The organism is Phyllobacterium sp. 01N428, assembly GCF_056399405.1.
The window spans coordinates 151,072-169,692 of sequence record NZ_JBFTRH010000011.1; the positions used below are offsets into that span (position 1 = coordinate 151,072).

Annotated in this window: 21 protein-coding genes; 2 read left to right on the forward strand and 19 right to left on the reverse strand. The window is 58.8% G+C overall.

Annotated features, from left to right (window positions below; genetic code table 11):
* The first annotated feature begins 66 nt into the window (after positions 1–66).
* Both AC1DNI_RS22310 and AC1DNI_RS22315 read left to right on the forward strand, forming a co-directional pair.
* On the forward strand, positions 67–1,287 hold the full coding sequence (locus AC1DNI_RS22310) for a bifunctional 2-C-methyl-D-erythritol 4-phosphate cytidylyltransferase/2-C-methyl-D-erythritol 2,4-cyclodiphosphate synthase (RefSeq protein WP_477693463.1): 1,221 nt from the start codon (positions 67–69) through the stop codon (positions 1,285–1,287).
* A complete protein-coding gene (locus AC1DNI_RS22315; protein ID WP_477693464.1) occupies positions 1,284–1,778 on the forward strand; it encodes a CinA family protein in 495 nt (164 codons plus the stop codon). The genes AC1DNI_RS22310 and AC1DNI_RS22315 overlap by 4 nt, the downstream gene beginning before the upstream one ends.
* Positions 1,779–1,804: 26 nt before the next feature.
* Here AC1DNI_RS22315 and AC1DNI_RS22320 read toward each other — a convergent pair whose 3' ends face one another.
* The 19 genes from AC1DNI_RS22320 to tpiA form a co-directional block, all read right to left on the reverse strand.
* The gene (locus AC1DNI_RS22320) at positions 1,805–2,248 is read right to left on the reverse strand and encodes a GNAT family N-acetyltransferase (protein ID WP_027233308.1); all 444 of its coding nucleotides are present in this window, start codon (positions 2,246–2,248) and stop codon (positions 1,805–1,807) included.
* 28 nt (positions 2,249–2,276) lie between these two features.
* On the reverse strand, positions 2,277–2,735 hold the full coding sequence (locus tag AC1DNI_RS22325; RefSeq protein ID WP_027233309.1) for a type II toxin-antitoxin system RatA family toxin: 459 nt from the start codon (positions 2,733–2,735) through the stop codon (positions 2,277–2,279).
* Entirely contained in the window at positions 2,735–3,700 is a 966-nt protein-coding gene (gene lipA / locus AC1DNI_RS22330) for a lipoyl synthase (protein ID WP_174208524.1), read from the reverse strand. Before lipA ends, AC1DNI_RS22325 begins: the two co-directional genes overlap by 1 nt.
* 9 nt (positions 3,701–3,709) lie before the next feature.
* Positions 3,710–3,988 (reverse strand): GlsB/YeaQ/YmgE family stress response membrane protein, encoded by a 279-nt coding sequence (locus AC1DNI_RS22335; RefSeq protein WP_027233311.1) that lies wholly within the window; start codon positions 3,986–3,988, stop codon positions 3,710–3,712.
* A 12-nt stretch (positions 3,989–4,000) separates the two neighbouring features.
* The gene (locus tag AC1DNI_RS22340) at positions 4,001–4,261 is read right to left on the reverse strand and encodes a hypothetical protein (protein ID WP_477693465.1); all 261 of its coding nucleotides are present in this window, start codon (positions 4,259–4,261) and stop codon (positions 4,001–4,003) included.
* Between the two features lie 15 nt (positions 4,262–4,276).
* The gene (lpdA, locus tag AC1DNI_RS22345) at positions 4,277–5,722 is read right to left on the reverse strand and encodes a dihydrolipoyl dehydrogenase (protein WP_477693466.1); all 1,446 of its coding nucleotides are present in this window, start codon (positions 5,720–5,722) and stop codon (positions 4,277–4,279) included.
* 18 nt (positions 5,723–5,740) lie between these two features.
* Positions 5,741–6,379 carry an SGNH/GDSL hydrolase family protein gene (locus AC1DNI_RS22350; protein ID WP_477693467.1) on the reverse strand — a complete coding sequence of 213 codons (639 nt, stop codon included), beginning with the start codon at positions 6,377–6,379 and terminating at the stop codon, positions 5,741–5,743.
* 8 nt (positions 6,380–6,387) lie between these two features.
* On the reverse strand, positions 6,388–7,755 hold the full coding sequence (locus AC1DNI_RS22355; RefSeq protein WP_477693468.1) for a pyruvate dehydrogenase complex dihydrolipoamide acetyltransferase: 1,368 nt from the start codon (positions 7,753–7,755) through the stop codon (positions 6,388–6,390).
* 15 nt (positions 7,756–7,770) lie between these two features.
* Positions 7,771–9,159, reverse strand: a complete 1,389-nt coding sequence (locus AC1DNI_RS22360; RefSeq protein WP_477693469.1) for a pyruvate dehydrogenase complex E1 component subunit beta — start codon at positions 9,157–9,159, stop codon at positions 7,771–7,773.
* A 15-nt stretch (positions 9,160–9,174) separates the two neighbouring features.
* Positions 9,175–10,206 (reverse strand): pyruvate dehydrogenase (acetyl-transferring) E1 component subunit alpha, encoded by a 1,032-nt coding sequence (gene pdhA, locus AC1DNI_RS22365; RefSeq protein WP_477693470.1) that lies wholly within the window; start codon positions 10,204–10,206, stop codon positions 9,175–9,177.
* A 128-nt stretch (positions 10,207–10,334) separates the two neighbouring features.
* Entirely contained in the window at positions 10,335–10,667 is a 333-nt protein-coding gene (locus AC1DNI_RS22370) for an FtsB family cell division protein (RefSeq protein ID WP_027233318.1), read from the reverse strand.
* 155 nt (positions 10,668–10,822) lie between these two features.
* Positions 10,823–12,100 carry a phosphopyruvate hydratase gene (gene eno / locus AC1DNI_RS22375; RefSeq protein ID WP_027233319.1) on the reverse strand — a complete coding sequence of 426 codons (1,278 nt, stop codon included), beginning with the start codon at positions 12,098–12,100 and terminating at the stop codon, positions 10,823–10,825.
* A gap of 152 nt (positions 12,101–12,252) precedes the next feature.
* Positions 12,253–12,615: a PRC-barrel domain-containing protein gene (locus tag AC1DNI_RS22380; RefSeq protein ID WP_027233320.1), complete on the reverse strand. Its 363-nt coding sequence runs from the start codon at positions 12,613–12,615 to the stop codon at positions 12,253–12,255.
* A gap of 103 nt (positions 12,616–12,718) precedes the next feature.
* The gene (gene kdsA / locus AC1DNI_RS22385) at positions 12,719–13,552 is read right to left on the reverse strand and encodes a 3-deoxy-8-phosphooctulonate synthase (RefSeq protein WP_091922731.1); all 834 of its coding nucleotides are present in this window, start codon (positions 13,550–13,552) and stop codon (positions 12,719–12,721) included.
* Complete coding sequence (locus tag AC1DNI_RS22390; RefSeq protein ID WP_477693471.1) at positions 13,549–14,445, reverse strand: VOC family protein; 897 nt, start codon at positions 14,443–14,445, stop codon at positions 13,549–13,551. The genes kdsA and AC1DNI_RS22390 overlap by 4 nt, the downstream gene beginning before the upstream one ends.
* A gap of 48 nt (positions 14,446–14,493) precedes the next feature.
* Positions 14,494–16,122 carry a CTP synthase gene (locus AC1DNI_RS22395; protein ID WP_113280546.1) on the reverse strand — a complete coding sequence of 543 codons (1,629 nt, stop codon included), beginning with the start codon at positions 16,120–16,122 and terminating at the stop codon, positions 14,494–14,496.
* 145 nt (positions 16,123–16,267) lie between these two features.
* The gene (locus tag AC1DNI_RS22400) at positions 16,268–16,963 is read right to left on the reverse strand and encodes a L,D-transpeptidase (RefSeq protein WP_027233324.1); all 696 of its coding nucleotides are present in this window, start codon (positions 16,961–16,963) and stop codon (positions 16,268–16,270) included.
* Between the two features lie 206 nt (positions 16,964–17,169).
* On the reverse strand, positions 17,170–17,655 hold the full coding sequence (gene secG / locus AC1DNI_RS22405; protein ID WP_477693472.1) for a preprotein translocase subunit SecG: 486 nt from the start codon (positions 17,653–17,655) through the stop codon (positions 17,170–17,172).
* A gap of 111 nt (positions 17,656–17,766) precedes the next feature.
* Positions 17,767–18,531, reverse strand: a complete 765-nt coding sequence (gene tpiA / locus AC1DNI_RS22410) for a triose-phosphate isomerase (protein WP_477693473.1) — start codon at positions 18,529–18,531, stop codon at positions 17,767–17,769.
* Between the last annotated feature and the right edge of the window lie 90 nt (positions 18,532–18,621).

The window sequence follows — 18,621 nt, forward strand, 5'->3', positions numbered from 1 at the left end:
GGCGATTCAATTCTCTGGCCTTTCGCCGTTGCAAAGGGTAACGGAGTTGGCATTACGGAGAGACATGTGGCGGGAAAGACTGAAAACAAGCAGGTGCGGGTCGCAGCCGTCATCGTCGCGGCCGGGCGCGGAGAACGTGCCGGCCAAAGCGTTGAAGGACCGAAGCAGTATCGCAAGATCGGCGGCGAGGCTGTTCTTGCGCATACATTGCATGCGTTTCTCGAATGCCCGCTGATCGATGACGTCATCGTCGTCATTCACAAGGAAGACGACGTGCTGTTCACGCAGGCGCTCGGCGATCGGGCCGGACGTGTCGTTGCCGTCACCGGCGGCCCGACGCGCCAGGAGTCGACACGCCTTGGACTTTTGGCTCTCAAAGATATTTCCCCGGATCATGTCCTCATTCACGACGGCGTTCGTCCGTTCATTTCGGCTGATCTGCTGGAACGGGTTGTCTTCAATCTGACACCGCATATCGGGGTTCTCCCGGTGCTTGCCGTTTCGGACACACTCAAGGCTGCGGGCAATGATGCGATGGTTAGTGCCACCGTGCCGCGCGCCGGTCTTTACGCCGCGCAGACGCCGCAGGCCTTCCCGTTTCTTCCGATCCTTGCCGCCCACGACGCCGCCTTTGCCGTCGGACGGTCGGATTTTACCGATGATTCCGCGATTGCCGAATGGCATGGCCTGCCCGTCCGGATCGTGGAAGGATCGGCCGACAACACAAAGTTGACCTGGGCGAAGGATATCGAAATGGCCGACGAACGCTTGACCAAGCAGCATTCCGCCTTTCCGGACGTACGCACCGGCAACGGCTACGACGTGCACGCATTCGAGCCAGGAAACGGCGTCACGCTCGCAGGCGTATTTATCGCCCATGACCGCAAGCTTTCGGGTCATTCGGATGCCGACGTCGCCCTGCACGCGCTGACCGACGCTCTGCTGGCCACACGGGGCGCCGGCGACATTGGAACGCACTTTCCACCGTCGGATCCACAATGGAAGGGCGCGGCCTCGCACATCTTCGTCGAACATGCGGTCAAGATCGTCAGGGAAGCAGGCGGCAGGATCGCCAATGCCGATATCACCCTCATCTGCGAGGCACCGAAAGTGGGCCCTCATCGCGAGGCGATGACGGCGGCACTCTCGTCTATGCTCGGCATTTCGCCGGATCGCATTTCGATCAAGGCAACAACAAACGAAAAACTTGGCTTCATCGGCAGGCAGGAGGGCATCGCCGCCATAGCAACGGCTTCTGTCATATATCCGGGAGGGTTGCCGGAATGAGCGGACTGATCGCCGAAGCAAAGGCAATTGCAGTGCTCGAAGTCTGCCGCCGCAAGGGCATTCTGCTAGCCACGGCAGAATCCTGCACGGGCGGCATGATCGCTGCCGCGCTGACCGACATTGCCGGCTCTTCGGACGTTGTCGACCGCGGTTTCGTGACTTATTCGAACGAGGCCAAGCAGGACATGGTCGGCGTGCCTGCAGGTGTAATCGCGGCGCACGGCGCCGTGTCGCAAGAAGTGGCGCTCGCCATGGCGGAAGGCGCCCTCGCCCATTCCAGCGCCTGCATCGCGGTTGCCGTAACGGGAGTCGCGGGTCCGGGTGGAGGATCAGCGGCAAAGCCGGTCGGGCTGGTCTGGTTCGGCCTTGCACTCAAGGGAAAGCCGCCAATAGTGGAGCGGCACGTTTTTGCCGATGGCGGGCGCGCTTCGATCCGGCTCGCAGCCGTAAACACCGCGCTGGACATGGTCCTTAAGGCTCTAGGCGACTGAGCGTTTCTTGCTGGGACAAAAACGTTCTACATTTCGTATTCGGACGGGCGCCTGATCTCGATGGCCATGCCGATCGACTCGGGCATTACCGGCCTGAACCCGAACTTCGCGTAAAGATATTTTGCGGGGCCATCAGCGATAAGGCTGACATAGGCACCGTCCGGGGCTTCCGCCTGCAGGTAATCAACAAGCCGCGAAACAATGATCTTGCCAAGGCCCTTGCCCTGATGCGCGGGATCGACGGCAATGTCCACCACCTGAAAGAAACATCCGCCATCGCCGATTATTCGACCCATGGCGACCGCGTTCGACTGATATTGAACGGTTGCCGCATAAACGGTGTTCGGAAGGCCGCGCTCCGCCGCCTCCTGGCTCTTCGAGCTTAGGCCGGCAATGTCGCGCAGCCTGCGATAATCCTCTACCGAGGGTGTGCCGATTTGAACTTGATATTCCGGATCTTCGTGCTGCATAGCAGATTACCTTCATGCACTCAGGCGACTATACATTCCTGCCATAGATCGCATCGGCACGCTTTTCAAATGCTTCCGTGAATTTTCGGAAGGCGATATCGAACATGGATCCCATGACGAAACCGAGCGTGCGGCTCTTGAATTCATAATCGATGTAGAATTTGACGACGGAATGTTCCGGGTTTTCCGCCGGAATGAACTGCCAGCGGTTGTCGAGATAGCGGAACGGTCCGTCAATATATTTGGTGAGGATCACCTTTTCCTGCGGTTTGAGCAGAACCTGGCTGGTGAAGGTCTCACGGATGAGCTTGTAGCCCACCGTCATGTCGGCAATGAGCAGGGTCTTGCCGTGGCTTTCCTTGCGTGAGCGCACCTTGAGGCTCTCGCACATGGGCAGAAACTGCGGATACGTCTCCACGTCCGCGACGAGATCGAACATCTCCTCGGCGCGATGGACGACAGGACGGCTCGTCTCGAATTTCGGCATCAGCTGCGATTTGCGTGCATCGCCTCGCGTGCAGCCCTCAATCGTGCAAAATCTTCGCCGGCGTGGTGCGACGAGCGAGTCAACGGGCTCGACGCAACAACGAGAAAACCCTTGGTCTTGGCGATCGTCGCATAGGACTTGAATTCGTCCGGCGTCACATAATTCAGCACTGGATGGTGCTTGCGCGTCGGCTGGAGATACTGGCCGATCGTCATGAAATCGACGTCGGCGCTCCGCAGGTCGTCCATAAGCTGCAGGACCTCGTTACGCTCCTCGCCAAGCCCGACCATGATGCCCGACTTGGTGAAGATGGTCGGGTCAAGTTCCTTGACCCGCTGCAACAGCCGGATGGAATGGAAATAACGGGCACCCGGCCGGACTTTCAAATAATTGGACGGCACGGTTTCGAGGTTGTGGTTGAACACGTCGGGACGGGCAGTGACAACGATCTCGAGCGCTCCCTCCTTGCGCAGGAAATCGGGCGTGAGGATTTCGATGGTCGTTCCGGGCGAAATGCGGCGGATCGCATGGATCACGTCGGCAAAATGCTGGGCGCCGCCGTCCGGCAGATCGTCACGATCCACCGACGTGATGACGACGTGAGAAAGGCCCATCTTCTTGACTGCCTTGCCCACATTCTCCGGTTCGTGCACATCGAGAGCCGTCGGCAGGCCCGTGGCGACATTGCAGAACGCGCAGGCGCGGGTGCAGATTTCGCCCATGATCATGAACGTCGCGTGTTTCTTGTCCCAGCATTCGCCGATGTTCGGGCAGCCGGCTTCTTCGCAAACCGTAACCAGGTTGTGCGAGCGAACAATATCGCGCGTCTCCGAATATCCCTTCGACACGGGCGCCTTGACCCTGATCCAGTCGGGTTTTTTCAGGACCTCCGAATCCGGGCGATGCGCTTTCTCCGGGTGGCGAAGGCGCCGCTTCTGGTCGATCGTGTCGAGTACCGTTACCATTATGTCTTCCTAGTTCGCGGTCCTGGCCTTGCCAAAAATCCACAGAATGAGAATTGCCCCGACGGTGGCGACGATCAGATTTCCCAGAAATCCGTAGAACTGGAAATTCAGAAGGCTGGCCAGCGTGCCGCCGACGAAAGAACCGGCAATACCGACGAGAATGTTGGTGAGCAATCCGTGATCGCGGTTCATCGCCTTTTCGGCGATATAACCGGCAATGAAGCCGATGACCAGCATTCCAAAGAAACCCACACCGGGCATGCCCATGATACCGACTGGCTGATCCATATCCTTCTCCCGCTAGCGCCCGGATGCGATGGCAACGGCGCGCAGCACCAGAGCCCATATAGCACCGAAAAGAAACCCGCCCAAGCCGCACGCAAGCGTGACAACCCAGACACCAGTCCACCCGCCGATTGCCGTTCCACTCACCGATATGGTGTTACCCGACAAAAGACTCAAGGCAGACGGCAAGAAGCCGACCAGCAGGCCGATAATGGTCGACCATTTGAGGACCGCCCATGCAAGACTGGTCCAGGGCCTGCTGTCGCTAATGTTCAATCGCTCATCGTTCCTTTAGGCGTTCAGCACGCGACCATAGGCGTCGAGTACACTTTCCTTCATCATCTCGGACAGAGTCGGATGCGGGAATATGGTGTGCATCAGCTCTTCTTCCGTGGTCTCGAGGTTCATGGCGATGACGAAGCCCTGAATGAGTTCCGTCACCTCCGCGCCGACCATGTGGGCGCCGATCAGCTGGCCGGTCTTCTTGTCAAAGATCGTCTTTACCAATCCCTGGTCTTCGCCGAGCGCGATCGCCTTGCCGTTCGCAGCGAACTGGAACCGCCCGACGCGGATTTCGCGCCCGCCTTCCTTGGCTTTCGCTTCCGTCAGCCCCACCGACGCCACTTGCGGCTGGCAGTAAGTGCAGCCCGGGATCTTGTCCTTCTCGAGCGCATGGACGCCCGGAACATTGGCGATCTTCTCGACGCAGATAACGCCCTCGTGCTCGGCCTTGTGCGCGAGCATGGGCGGGCCGGCGACGTCGCCGATCGCATAAACGCCGGGTACATTGGTCTTGCCGTAGCCGTCGGTTACGATGCAGCCGCGATCCGTCTTGATGCCAAGCGCCTCCAGGCCGAGATTCTCGATGTTACCCTGGACACCAACGGCGGAAATCAGCCGTTCAGCCGTGATCTTCTCGACCTTGCCGTCCTTGGTTTCGACATGGGCGGTGATGGAATTGGCTGCCTTTTCGACCTTGGTCACCTTGGCATCGGTGATGATCTTCATACCCTGCTTTTCGAACTGCTTGCGGGCGAAGGCGGAGATCTCGGCATCCTCGACCGGCATGACGGTCGGCAGAAGCTCGACCACAGTCACATCCGCTCCCATGGTCCGGTAGAACGAGGCGAACTCGATGCCGATAGCTCCAGACCCCATAACGACCAGGGATTTCGGCATTTCCGGCGGGACCATAGCTTCAAAATAGGTCCAGATGAGCTTGCCGTCCGGCTCGATGCCGGGCAATGCCCGCGGGCGTGCACCGGTGGCAATGATGATGTGCTTAGCCGAATAAGTACCTTCGCCAAGCGTGTTCTTGGGCACCGGATTCTGCGGCTCCATAGGCTTCTTCGAAGACTTTGAGACCACGATTTCGCCGGGCTTTGAGAGTTTCGCTTCGCCCCAGATCACGTCTACCTTGTTCTTCTTCATCAGGAAGCCGACGCCGCCGTTAAGACGCGCCGAGACGCCGCGCGAACGCTGGACGACAGCCTTGATGTCGGCCGAAATCTTGCCTTCTATTGTCAGGCCATAATCCTTGGGATGTTGGCCGTAGTGGAAGATCTCCGCCGAGCGCAGTAGAGCCTTCGTCGGTATGCATCCCCAATTCAGGCAGATGCCACCAAGATGCTCGCGCTCGACGATGGCGGTTTTGAATCCGAGCTGCGCGGAGCGGATCGCGGTGACATAGCCGCCGGGGCCAGAACCAATGATGATCACGTCGTAATTATTGGCCAAGACCTTGGTCCTCCTGGATTAGAGATCGAGTATGTCTCGAACGATGGGAGCGACGGCTTTTCCGATCGCCCTGGTGTTTTCGGCATCAAGATGAATGCCATCAATGCTTGACGTTGCGGCGACCGAGCCGGCATCAAAGAACGCGCAACGGGCAAGCTCCGCCGCGTCACGGTAGAATTCTGCAAGCAGGTGCGATTGTTCAGCACCGCCCTCGAAGATCAGCCTGAATTCGCTCCATTCGTTGGCGCCGAATGGTGGCGGCGACATGATCAGAACAGCCGGCGCCTTGGTGTCGAACTGATAGGGCGCCGTGCGAACGATCTCGATCAGCCGCTGCATCCCCCGCTTGGCGCCGTAGGCGTTGCCGCAGAGTATATGCTTCATGTCGTTGGTGCCGAGCATGATGATGACCAGATCGAGCGGAAAATGCGTGCCAAGCGCCGTCGTCAGCGTCTTGGCAGCGTTGCGCTCAAAGCCCGAAAGGTGATCGTCGAACGCCGTCGTTCGCCCGTTCAGGCCATCGCTCATCACGTGCACGGCTTCACCAAGTTCAGCCTGCAAGACTTCCGGCCACCGGTCCTTGCGTGCATGGCGACCCGAGCCGTCGGGGCGATAGCCCCAGGTCAACGAATCGCCATAGCAGAGGACGGTTTTCATCGCGTTGCTCAGACCAGCATGCCCATCGGATTTTCGATGTGCCGCTTGAAGGCTTGTGCGAGTTCGGCTCCAAGCGCACCGTCAACCGCGCGATGGTCGGTAGACAAGGTCACCGACATGATTGTCGCGATCTTGATTTCGCCCTTGCGAACGACCGCCCGCTCCTCGCCCGCTCCAACTGCAAGAATGGTTGCGTGCGGCGGGTTGATGATCGCGGCGAAATCCTTGACGCCGAACATGCCGAGATTGGACACGGCCGTGGTGCCGCCCTGATATTCTTCGGGCTTCAGCTTGCGGTCGCGGGCGCGCTTGGCGAGATCCTTCATTTCGTTGGAAATCGTCGAGAGCGTCTTCTGCTCGGCCTTGCGAATGATCGGGGTGATCAGGCCGCCTGGTATGGAAACGGCAACGCCAACGTCGGAATGCTTGTGCTTGACCATATTCGCGTCTGTCCAAGAAACATTCGCTTCGGGAACGTCGCGCAACGCCAACGCCATGGCCTTGATGATCATGTCATTGACCGAAAGCTTGTAGGCGGGAACGTCGCCCTTTTCGGTCTTGATCATCGGCGAGGCCGTGTTGATCTGCGCACGAAGCGCAAGCAGCGCGTCGAGTTCGCAGTCGATGGTCAGGTAGAAATGCGGGACCGTCGTCTTTGCCTCGAGCAGGCGTTTGGCAATGGTCTTGCGCATGCCGTCATGCGGCACGAGTTCGTAAGAGCCTTGCTCGAAGAGCTTGAGCACGGCATCGTCGGACATTGGCTTGGCCGCTGCCGTCGCCGGGGCTGCAGCGGAAGCTGGAGCCGCCGCCGCGGGCTTTGCGCCGCCGCCCGAGATGGCAGCTTCGACGTCCTTTTTGACCACGCGCCCATGCGGACCGGAGCCGGTGACGCCGGACAGATCGATGCCTGCTTCCTTGGCGATGCGCCGTGCAAGCGGCGACGAGAAGGGCCGGTCACCCGACTTGGCAGGTGTACCAGATGCGGCAGGCGCGGCTGATGCGGCTGGCGCTGCCGCCGGTGCAGGAGCGGCGTCCACCTTTGGAGCAGGCGCGGCCTCCGTCTTCTTCTCTTCCTTTGGCGCTTCCGCTTTGGGCGCTGCACCATCGGCCTTTGCGGCTGCGGCGGCGTCCTCGCCCTCACCCGCAAGGATGGCGATGAGCGCATTGACCTTTACGCCTTCGGTACCGGCGGGAACGACGATCTTGGCGACTGTGCCCTCATCGACGGCCTCGACTTCCATCGTCGCCTTGTCAGTCTCGATCTCGGCGATGACATCGCCGGGACCAACCTTGTCGCCTTCCTTGACGAGCCATTTGGCGAGGTTGCCCTCTTCCATCGTAGGAGAGAGCGCCGGCATGGTGATATTGATCGGCATATCGGTTTCCTCCCCTTAAGCCGTGTAGGTCACAGCTTTGACGGCATCGATGATTTCCTTGACGCTTGGCAGCGCCAGCTTTTCAAGGTTTGCCGCATAGGGCATGGGCACGTCCTTGCCGGCGATGGTAAGAACCGGCGCATCGAGATAGTCGAAGGCCTGCTGCATGACGCGGGTGGCAATTTCCGTGCCGACGGAGGATTGTGGATAGCCTTCCTCGATCGTGACGCAACGCCCGGTCTTCTTGACCGATTCGATGACCGTCGGCATATCCATCGGGCGGATCGTGCGCAGATCGATGATCTCGGCGTCGATGCCAAGCTTGGCAAGCTCCTCGGCGGCCTTGACCGTGTAGTTCATGCCGATGCCGAACGAGACGAGCGTAACGTCATTGCCCTTCTTGTGAATGCGGGCCTTGCCGATCGGCAGGACGAAATCGTCAAGCTTGGGCACGTCGAACGAATGGCCGTAGAGGATCTCGTTTTCCAGGAAAATCACCGGATTGGGATCGCGGATCGCCGCCTTGAGCAGGCCCTTGGCGTCGGCGGCCGTATAGGGCATCACGACCTTGAGGCCCGGAATGTGGCTGTACCACGCGGCGTAGCACTGCGAGTGCTGGGCGGCGACACGGGCGGCGGCGCCGCTCGGTCCGCGGAAGACCATCGGCGCACCCATCTGGCCGCCCGACATATAGAGCGTCTTTGCCGCCGAATTGATGATCTGGTCGATCGCCTGCATGGCGAAGTTGAAGGTCATGAATTCGACGATCGGACGCAGCCCGGTCATTGCAGCACCGACGCCGACGCCGGCAAACCCATGCTCGGTGATCGGCGTGTCAACAACGCGGCGCGGGCCGAACTCGTCGAGCAGGCCCTGGGTGATCTTGTAGGCGCCCTGGTATTCGGCAACTTCCTCACCCATGATGAAGACATTCGGGTCGCGGCGCATTTCTTCAGCCATCGCATCGCGCAATGCTTCGCGCACCGTGGTCGAAACCATTTCGGTGCCGGCCGGAATGTCGGGGTCAGCCGCGACTTCGGACTTGGGAGCAGCAGGAACCGAGGCGGGAGCCAGTTCGGCCGCTGGCTCTGCCTTTGGAGCTTCGGCTGCTTGCGGCGCCTCGGGCGCGGCCTTCGGCGCACTGGCGGCATCGGCGCTCTCGCCATCGCCCAGCAACACGGCGATGACAGAGTTTACCTTTACGTTGTCGGTGCCTTCCGGAACGACGATCTTGCCGATCGTGCCTTCATCGACGGCCTCGACTTCCATCGTCGCCTTGTCGGTCTCGATTTCGGCAAGCACATCACCGGAAGTGACCTTATCGCCTTCCTTTTTCAACCACTTGGATAGTTTGCCCTCTTCCATTGTCGGCGAGAGCGCGGGCATAAGAATATCTACAGGCATTGGTCGCGCCTCCCCTTAGAGCAGAATATCGGTGTAAAGCTCGGACGGATCCGGCTCTGGATCGGACTGGGCGAAATCGGCAGCGTCGGCCACGATGTCGCGAACGTCCTTGTCGATCTTCTTCAGATCGTCCTCGCTGGACCAGTTATTGCCGATCAACCGGCTCTTCACCTGCTCGATTGGATCGTGCTCGGAGCGCATCTTCTGCACTTCGTCCTTCGACCGGTACTTTGCCGGATCCGACATGGAGTGGCCGCGATACCGGTAGGTCTGCATCTCGAGAATGATCGGGCCCTTGCCTGAACGCGCGAAGGCCGCTGCTTCCTCGGCAGCCGCGTTGACGGCGCGCACGTCCATGCCATCCACCTGGATGCCTGGAATATTGAACGAAACACCGCGCTTGGAGAAATCCGTTTCAGCCGAGGCGCGCGATACGGCGGTGCCCATGGCGTAGCGATTGTTCTCGATGATATAGATGACAGGCAGCTTCCACAGCGAGGCCATGTTGAAGCTTTCGTAGACCTGGCCCTGGTTGGCCGCACCGTCGCCGAAGTAGGCGAGTGAGACATTGCCATTGTCGCGGTAGCGATTGGCGAAGGCGAGACCCGTACCCAGCGAAACCTGCGCGCCGACGATGCCGTGGCCGCCGTAGAAATGCTTCTCCTTGGAGAACATATGCATCGAGCCGCCCTTGCCCTTGGAAAGGCCGCCGCGCCGTCCGGTCAATTCTGCCATGACACCGCGGGCACTCATGCCGCAAGCAAGCATATGGCCGTGATCGCGGTAACCGGTGATGACCTGGTCACCTTCCTTCAGGGCCATCTGCATGCCCGTGACAACGGCTTCCTGGCCGATGTACAGGTGACAGAAACCACCGATGAAGCCCATGCCATAAAGCTGACCGGCCTTTTCCTCGAAACGGCGGATCAGCAGCATCTGGCGATAGGCTTCGAGTTCTTGCTCCTTGGTGAACTGGATGGGTTTTGGTGCTTTAACAGCAGAGGTCTGCGCAGAACGCGCAGGGCTTTTTTTCGCCCTCGTAGCCATATCTCACTCCCTGTGACTTGGTCGCAAGAGAATAGCAGCAGGGGCAGAAGTTACAATATGCAGAATTGAATAAGTGCTATGCAAATAAGCTGTTAAAAATACAGCATAAAACGGCCATTAACTAGAAATCAGTTAATAGCCAAATCGCCGGAGCCACGCATTATGGTGACTTCGTCCGGGCGGGACATGTTCAATGCCTTGCGAGCCTGTTCGTCCAACATATCCTTCTCAATCGTGCCATCATGCATAAGTTGGACCTGTCGTTCAAGCTCCGTGCGCGAAGCGGTCACGGCCTCGAGTTGAGCTTGCAGGAGCTTGGTCTGCTCCTGCAGCTTGATGGTCGAATAGAGACCGTATTCACCGTGGTAGGCATGAAATCCGAAATAGCTGAAGAATAGCGCTGACAGGAACGGAACGATCAACCGTCCCCGTCGCGTTTTTCGTCTTTGTTTTGTCCACATGGAAGCCGGTCCGAATGCTGCGGAATCAGGCGACAATGCCCGATCTCTGGCAATCAATAAGACGATGTTTTGCTTAACAGGGTCTTACCGGCGATCTTGAAAAGCAAATGGCGGACACATGGTCCGCCATTTTCTTTTGTCTTGCCAGTTTGCTGTCAGGCATTGCGGAAGATGCCGCGGCCGGCATAGCGCGCCTGCGGTCCGAGTTCTTCCTCGATGCGGATGAGCTGGTTGTATTTCGCGACCCGGTCGGAGCGTGCCAGCGAACCGGTCTTGATCTGTCCGCAGTTGGTGGCGACAGCAAGATCGGCAATTGTCGAGTCTTCGGTTTCGCCGGAACGATGCGACATGACGGAGGTGTAGCCGGCGCGGTGCGCCGTATCGACAGCGTCGAATGTCTCGGACAGAGTTCCGATCTGGTTGACCTTGACGAGGATTGAGTTGGCGACACCCATCTTGATGCCATCGCGCAGACGCGCCGAGTTGGTCACGAACAGGTCGTCGCCGACGAGCTGGCACTTGTTGCCGACGAGGTCGGTCAGATACTTCCAGCCCTCCCAGTCATCCTCGGCCATGCCGTCTTCGATCGTGATGATGGGATAGTCGCCGACGAGCTTGGCGAGATACTTCGCCTGCGTTTTCGGATCGCGCGACTTCTTCTCGCCTTCGTAGACATAGTTGCCGTCCTTGAAGAATTCGGTCGAAGCGCAATCCAGACCAATGGCGATTTCCTCGCCCGGCTTGTAGCCGGCCTTCTCGATCGATTCGACGATGAAGTCGAGTGCAGCCTGGGCCGTCTTGAGATTGGGCGCAAAGCCGCCTTCATCACCGACATTGGTGTTGTGGCCGGCATCCTTCAGGCGCTTCTTCAGCGTGTGGAACACTTCCGAACCGTAGCGCACTGCTTCGGCGAGCGATGATGCGCCGACGGGAAGGATCATGAACTCCTGGAAGTCGATCGGATTGTCGGCATGAGCACCGCCGTTGATGATGTTCATCATTGGCACGGGAAGCACATGAGCCGACGGGCCGCCGAGATATCGGTAGAGCGGCAGGCCGGATGCTTCTGCCGCAGCCTTGGCGACAGCAAGCGAGACGCCGAGGATGGCATTGGCGCCAAGACGGCTCTTGTTCGGCGTGCCGTCCAGATCGATCATGGTCTGGTCGATGTGGATCTGGTTCTCTGCCTCGAGACCGCCGATAGCGTCGAAGAGTTCGCCATTGACCGCATCCACGGCCTTCTGAACGCCCTTGCCGAGATAGCGACTCCCACCATCGCGCAGTTCGACTGCTTCGTGCGCACCGGTGGAAGCGCCGGAGGGAACGGCTGCACGACCCTTGGACCCGTCTTCGAGAATGACATCGACTTCAACAGTCGGATTTCCGCGACTATCCAGAATTTCGCGGCCAATAATATCTACAATTGCAGTCATGGAATTCCCTTTCAATGAGCTCAGAGCAGCGTGGGGCTGGGCCACTGATAGCGAATGAAGATGACAAGGAAAATCCCCAGCGGGACGAAATGTCGCCTAAAAAGACAAAAGGGCCGCCGGTGGCGACCCTTTTGCGCTGGCCTCAGGGCGAATTAAGCTGCCCTGTCGACCTTGTAATAGGAAAATGCGTTGTCGCGCACGCGGCGACCGTCGTTTTCGGAGAGTTCCGAAATGGTGTGCGCCGGAGCCTGCGTCAGCTGTTCCTTGGTGAACGGGACAACATAGCCGCCGGTGCTTTCGTCGTAGTTCAGGAGTTTCCAAGGAACGGCATGGTATTTTTCACCCATTCCCAGGAACCCTCCAAAGCCGATAACTGCAAACATGATGCTATCGGAGGTCTTGTCCAGCATCACATCTTCGATCTCGCCGATCTTGTCGTTGGCTTCGTTATAGACGTTCGTACCAATCACACGGGTGGCGCGAATTGCTGTAGTATGTCCGGATTTGGTCGGCATATTTCTTCCTCCTTGTTTGAAGCTGCCATGGAGGAATAATGAGCAACTCCGCGTGAGGGTTGCATAAAAAGTTAATTTCTCGTGACGGAACTTCCGCTTCTACCTACGCCCTTTTGGCAATCCGATCGAATTCAAGCAGTGTTTCGAGAAGTCTCGGCATCTGGTCGATCGGCACCATATTGGGGCCGTCCGAGGGCGCGTTATCCGGATCCTGATGGGTCTCGATGAAGACACCGGCAACGCCGACAGCCACGGCTGCGCGCGCCAGCGTCTCTACAAATTCGCGCTGGCCACCTGTAGATCCGCCTTGGCCGCCCGGCTGCTGCACCGAGTGCGTGGCATCGAATATGACGGGCGAGCCGAGACCGGCCATGATCGGCAACGAGCGCATGTCGGAGACAAGCGTGTTGTAGCCAAAGGAAACGCCACGTTCGGTCAGCATGACGTTGGGATTGCCGCTCTCGGTAACCTTTGCCGCGACATTCTTCATGTCCCATGGCGCCAGAAACTGACCCTTCTTGATGTTGACGACCTTGCCGGTCTTTGCGGCCGCGATCAAAAGATCGGTCTGACGGCAAAGAAAGGCCGGTATCTGCAGAACGTCCACCACTTCACCGAGGATCGCGCATTGCTCTTCGGTGTGCACGTCGGTCAAGGTCGGCAGGCCGAACTCCTTACGGATGTCGGCAAAGACCGGCAGGGAGTTCTCGAGCCCAAAACCACGCTTGCCGGTGAGCGACGTGCGGTTGGCCTTGTCGAAGCTCGACTTGTAAACAAGGCCGATACCGAGCTTGCCTGTGATCTCCTTGAGGGTGCCCGCCATGTCGAAAGCATGCTGGCGGCTCTCCATCTGGCAAGGGCCGGCAATGAGTGAAAACTGCGACGCGTTCGAAAACGCCACATTGCCAGCTTTAACGGTCGAGTTCGGGGTCATCAGACTGCCTCAAATGCGATGGCGGCGCCCTGCCCTGGTGCCTTGTGCACGATCAGGCGGGAACCGCGCGGTTCGAAGGGTATATCGTTGCTGCGAAGGAGCGATTCAACGGCGAGGAGATCGCGAACGCCAACGACGAAGGCCTGAAGGCGCAAGCCACGCTCGGCGCCCGGTGCTTCAAGGCCGAAGAACGAATGCAATCCTTGCGGCGAAAGCACGCTGACGTTGGCATTTGCAGCGCGCAAATCCATACCGAACGAGTGCGCATTGACGTCGCGCTGGTTGACGACTTCCTGCAGGAGATACTGGAAATCGGTCGGATTTACCTCAGAAAGGACTACCTCGCGCAAGCTGACGGCACCGTTCGCATGGGCCTGCAACTGGCTGCGGTCGGCATTTGGCGTATTTACGCGCTCGCAGGTGAAGAAAAACGCATCCGGCGCACGCAGGTCGGCGGCAAATGCCAGCCTGAAGCTTGCCGTGTCCTCCTTGCCGTCCGGGGTAACGAACGGGCGCGAGAAGTTCAGGATCGCGCCTGCGGACATGCCAGCCTCTACGAAGGCCAAGTGATCACGCTCTGCGTTCCTCGTTCCCATGACGAGGGCCGAAAAGCCTTCATTGCCACAACGGAATCGATAGGCTTGATCGCGCGCAACAAAGACGTTGCCTGACCTGGCCTCGGCCTCACAGACTTCGCGCTGGCCGATGGCAAGGAATTCGAGAAACGTATCGTCGCCCAGGAAAACGCAGACATTCTCCGTCCCGAACGGGTGTTTGCCGACCGGAGCCACGGTAAAGCCGAGCTTGCCCAAGCGAGCGCGCGCTACATCGAGATCCGGAGTCGGCAGCACGAGGTGGTCGACCGGATGGGGCGTGCGCGGCGACTGCGTTGTCATGGTGATGGGTATGCCTCAAAGCAATGCAACGTCATACCCCTCCACCGGTCAAACCAGCCGGCTTTGAGCCATGGCAGCGTTGATGAACGACGCAAACAGCGGGTGCGGCTCGAACGGGCGCGACTTCAATTCCGGATGGTACTGGACGCCGATAAACCAGGGATGATCGGCATATTCGATCGTCTCCGGCAGGACACCATCCGGCGACATGCCGGAGAACACCAGACCGCAATCCTCAAGCTTCTGCTTGTAGTCGATATTGACCTCGTAGCGATGGCGATGGCGCTCGAAAATGTCGGTCGAACCGTAAATGTCGGCGATGCGCGTGCCGGATTTCAGCAGCGCTTCATAGGCGCCGAGCCGCATCGTACCGCCAAGATCGCCGGCCTTCGTGCGTTTCTCGAGCATATTGCCCTTCAGCCACTCGGTCATCAAACCGACAACCGGCTCCTTGGTCGGGCCGAATTCGGTGGACGACGCATGTTCGACGCCAGCCAATGACCGCGCAGCTTCCAGCACAGCCATCTGCATTCCGAAGCAGATGCCGAAATAAGGCACCTTCCGTTCGCGTGCGAATTTTGCCGCGAGGATCTTGCCTTCCGAGCCGCGCTCGCCGAAACCGCCGGGAACGAGAATGCCGTGAACCTTCTGCAGATAGGGCGCCGGATCTTCCTGTTCGAAAATCTCGGATTCGATCCAGTCGAGATTTACCTTCACCTTGTTGGCCATGCCGCCATGGTGCAGTGCCTCGATCAGCGATTTGTAAGCGTCCTTGAGGCCCGTATACTTGCCGACGATGGCAATGGTGACTTCGCCTTCCGGATTGTGAATGCGCTGGCTGACTTCGTCCCAGCGCTCCATCCGCGGTTTCGGGGCAGGATCGATGCCAAAGGCCGCGAGCACCTCGGAATCGAGGCCTTCCTTGTGATAGGCCATCGGCACGTCATAAATCGTCTCGACATCGAGCGCCTGAATGACCGCCGACGCGCGCACATTACAGAACAACGACAGCTTGCGACGCTCGGATTCGGGAATTTCCCGGTCAGCGCGGATAAGCAGGATGTCAGGCGCAATGCCGATCGAGCGCAACTCCTTGACCGAATGCTGCGTAGGCTTGGTCTTGAGTTCACCGGCAGCCGGAATATAGGGCATCAGCGTCAAGTGGATATAGACGGCCGACCCGCGGGGCAGATCGTTGCCAAGCTGGCGGATCGCTTCGAGGAACGGCATGGCTTCAATATCGCCTACCGTACCGCCGATCTCGCACAGCACGAAATCATAGTCTTCATTGCCTTCGACAACGAAATTCTTGATCTCGTCGGTGACATGCGGAATTACCTGAACCGTCGCGCCGAGATAATCGCCGCGGCGTTCCTTTTCGATGATGTTGCGATAGATCCGTCCGGTGGTGATGTTGTCCTGTTTGTTGGCAGGACGCCCCGTAAAGCGCTCATAATGACCAAGATCAAGGTCGGTTTCCGCGCCATCGTCGGTTACGAACACTTCGCCGTGCTGATAGGGCGACATCGTACCGGGGTCGACGTTGAGATAAGGGTCGAGCTTGCGGATCCGCACACGGTATCCACGAGCCTGCAGAAGCGCCGCCAAAGCGGCAGCAGCGATGCCTTTTCCGAGGGAAGAAACCACGCCGCCAGTGATGAAAACATATCGGGCCATGGGCTTATCTCGTTAGTCCTTTGCGAGTGATTTGGCCACAAAAAAATTGGCGGGCCTGCCAATTTTCCCGTTCCAAAGATTGTTTATTCCAAACAAAACGGCCAGACGCGAGGTCTGGCCGTTCCAGTGAATTAGATAATAGTCTTTACAGCACGATCACTTGAGTGCCGACGCTAACGCGGTTGTAGAGGTCGATGACATGATCGTTGACCATGCGGAAACAGCCGTTCGAAGCCGAACTTCCGATGGTCCAGGGCTGGATCGTGCCATGGATTCGCACATGCGTATCGCGGCCGCCCTGCGACAGGTAAAGGGCGCGTGCACCAAGCGGATTGCCGGGGCCGCCATCCATGCCATTCTCATACTTGGCATAATGGGCCGGCTCGCGTTCGATCATTTCCTTGGTTGGAATCCAGCGCGGCCACTCGCGCTTGGTCTGGATCTGGGCGGTGCCCTTGAACTCCAGACCTTCCTTGCCGACAGCGATACCATAGCGGCGCGCCGTAAACGGCGATTCGATCAGGTAAAGGAACTTGTCCTTGGGATCGATGACGATCGTGCCGGTCTTGTAGCCGGTAAAGGGCACATCCTGCGGCATGTACTTGGGATCGATGCCGTATTTGTTCTTTGCCTTGCCCGTGGCGGGCTTGCGCACTTCAGCGACTTCAATCGGCGCTGCAGCAGCAGCGGCATCCGGATTTACGACAGCTTCCGGCGCGACCGGTTGCGGCGCATCGCCGGTAAACGGATTGAGGATCCGCTTCAGAAATGGTTCGGCTGATGCCGGGCCGGTCAAGGCCAGGACTGACATGCCAATGAGTAAGGAGCGACGTGAAAGCATATTTGAAATCCCGCGTAGATTGCACAACGCCATCACGGCGTTTGCGAGGCCCCCGAGGCCAACTTTTATGGCGATAACCGAAGACCGGCTTCTTCTCAATGCAAATCGCTGTGAAGAACAACGTCCAACGATTCTTCACACACAACGGTTGCGGAAGCGCAACACTTTATTGCGCTCGCCGCGAAAGACGTTCAAACGGTGCCCGATTACTGCGAATTCGGGACCGGGTTCGCCGGCTGTGCCGGAGCAGGTGCAGCCGGGGCTGAATTGGCCGGGGCCGGCGATTCGGGCGTTGCCGGCGCAGTCGCTCCCGGAGCGGCGGGCGCATCCGTCGGCGCCGTTGCGGGCTTCGAAGAAGGACCGCCCAGCTGGTTGAGGATACCGCCGCTCGTCGGCGGCTGCTGGCCCTGCTGGCCGGCCGGCTGCGTGCCCGTCGTCTGTGGAATACGGTTCAGAATGTCGGTCGGGTTTTCGCCGTAGCGCGCCATGATGCCGAGCGCCAGCGAAGTGATGAAGAACCCCGCCGCGAGAATTGCCGTCGCCCGGGTCAGGGCATTGGCAGCGCCGCGCGCTGTCATGAAACCCGAGCCGCCACCGATCCCGAGACCGCCGCCTTCCGAGCGTTGCATAAGCACGACACCGACAAGGGCAAGTACAATCAGAAGATGAATGACGATAACAACGGTTTGCATGGGGTATTTTCTGCTTTCTAGAAATCGGACGCGGCTCTTTACACCGTATCCTTCAATAAACCAAGCCCGTCCGCAGACAGATTTCCTGGTTCAATAGCATGTCTAAGCCGATCAGAGGGCGTGATACGCCTCACAAATGGCGAGGAAGTCCACCGCTTTCAAGCTTGCGCCGCCGACCAAAGCGCCGTCGACATTGTCGATGCCCAGCAATTCGACTGCGTTTGAGGGCTTGACCGAGCCGCCATAAAGGATCCGCATCTTCGTTCCGTCCTCGCCAAAGCGCTTGGCAAGAGCCGCGCGGATCGAGCCATGGACGTCTTTAACGTCGTCGGGCGTGGGTGTCAGTCCGGTACCGATGGCCCATACGGGTTCATACGCAATAATCGTATTGCCGGACCGCGCGTCTGCCGGAATCGACCCTGCGAGCTGCGTCGCTATGATTTCGAGCGTCGAACCCGCGCGGCGCTGCGCTTCGGTTTCACCGATACAGATGATGGTCGTCAGTCCGGCTTCCCAGCCCGCCTTTGCCTTGGCATTGACGATCTCATCGGTCTCCGCGTGATCTGTGCGGCGTTCGGAATGTCCGACAATGACATGGGTCGCGCCGGCGTCGAGCAACATATTCGCTGCGATATCGCCGGTATGCGCGCCGGATTTCTTGAAATGACAGTCCTGGCCGCCAATCGCCAGCGCCTCGCCTTCTACCAGCTGGGCTGCCCGGAAGACAAGCGTGGCCGGCACACAGATCAGCGCGTCGATCTTCTCGCCTATGGCGGAATTCGGCCGGTTGACGATCGTACGCAGTTCGTCGAGCGACTCTGCCGTACCGTTCATTTTCCAGTTTCCAGCAACGAGCGGACGCACATCAGGGGTCATTGGGTGTTCCTTGGACGTTTGTTTGGTCGATTTTCTCAGTGATTTGATTGCCTGACTAGCAAATTCAATTGATAAAGCAATCGACACATG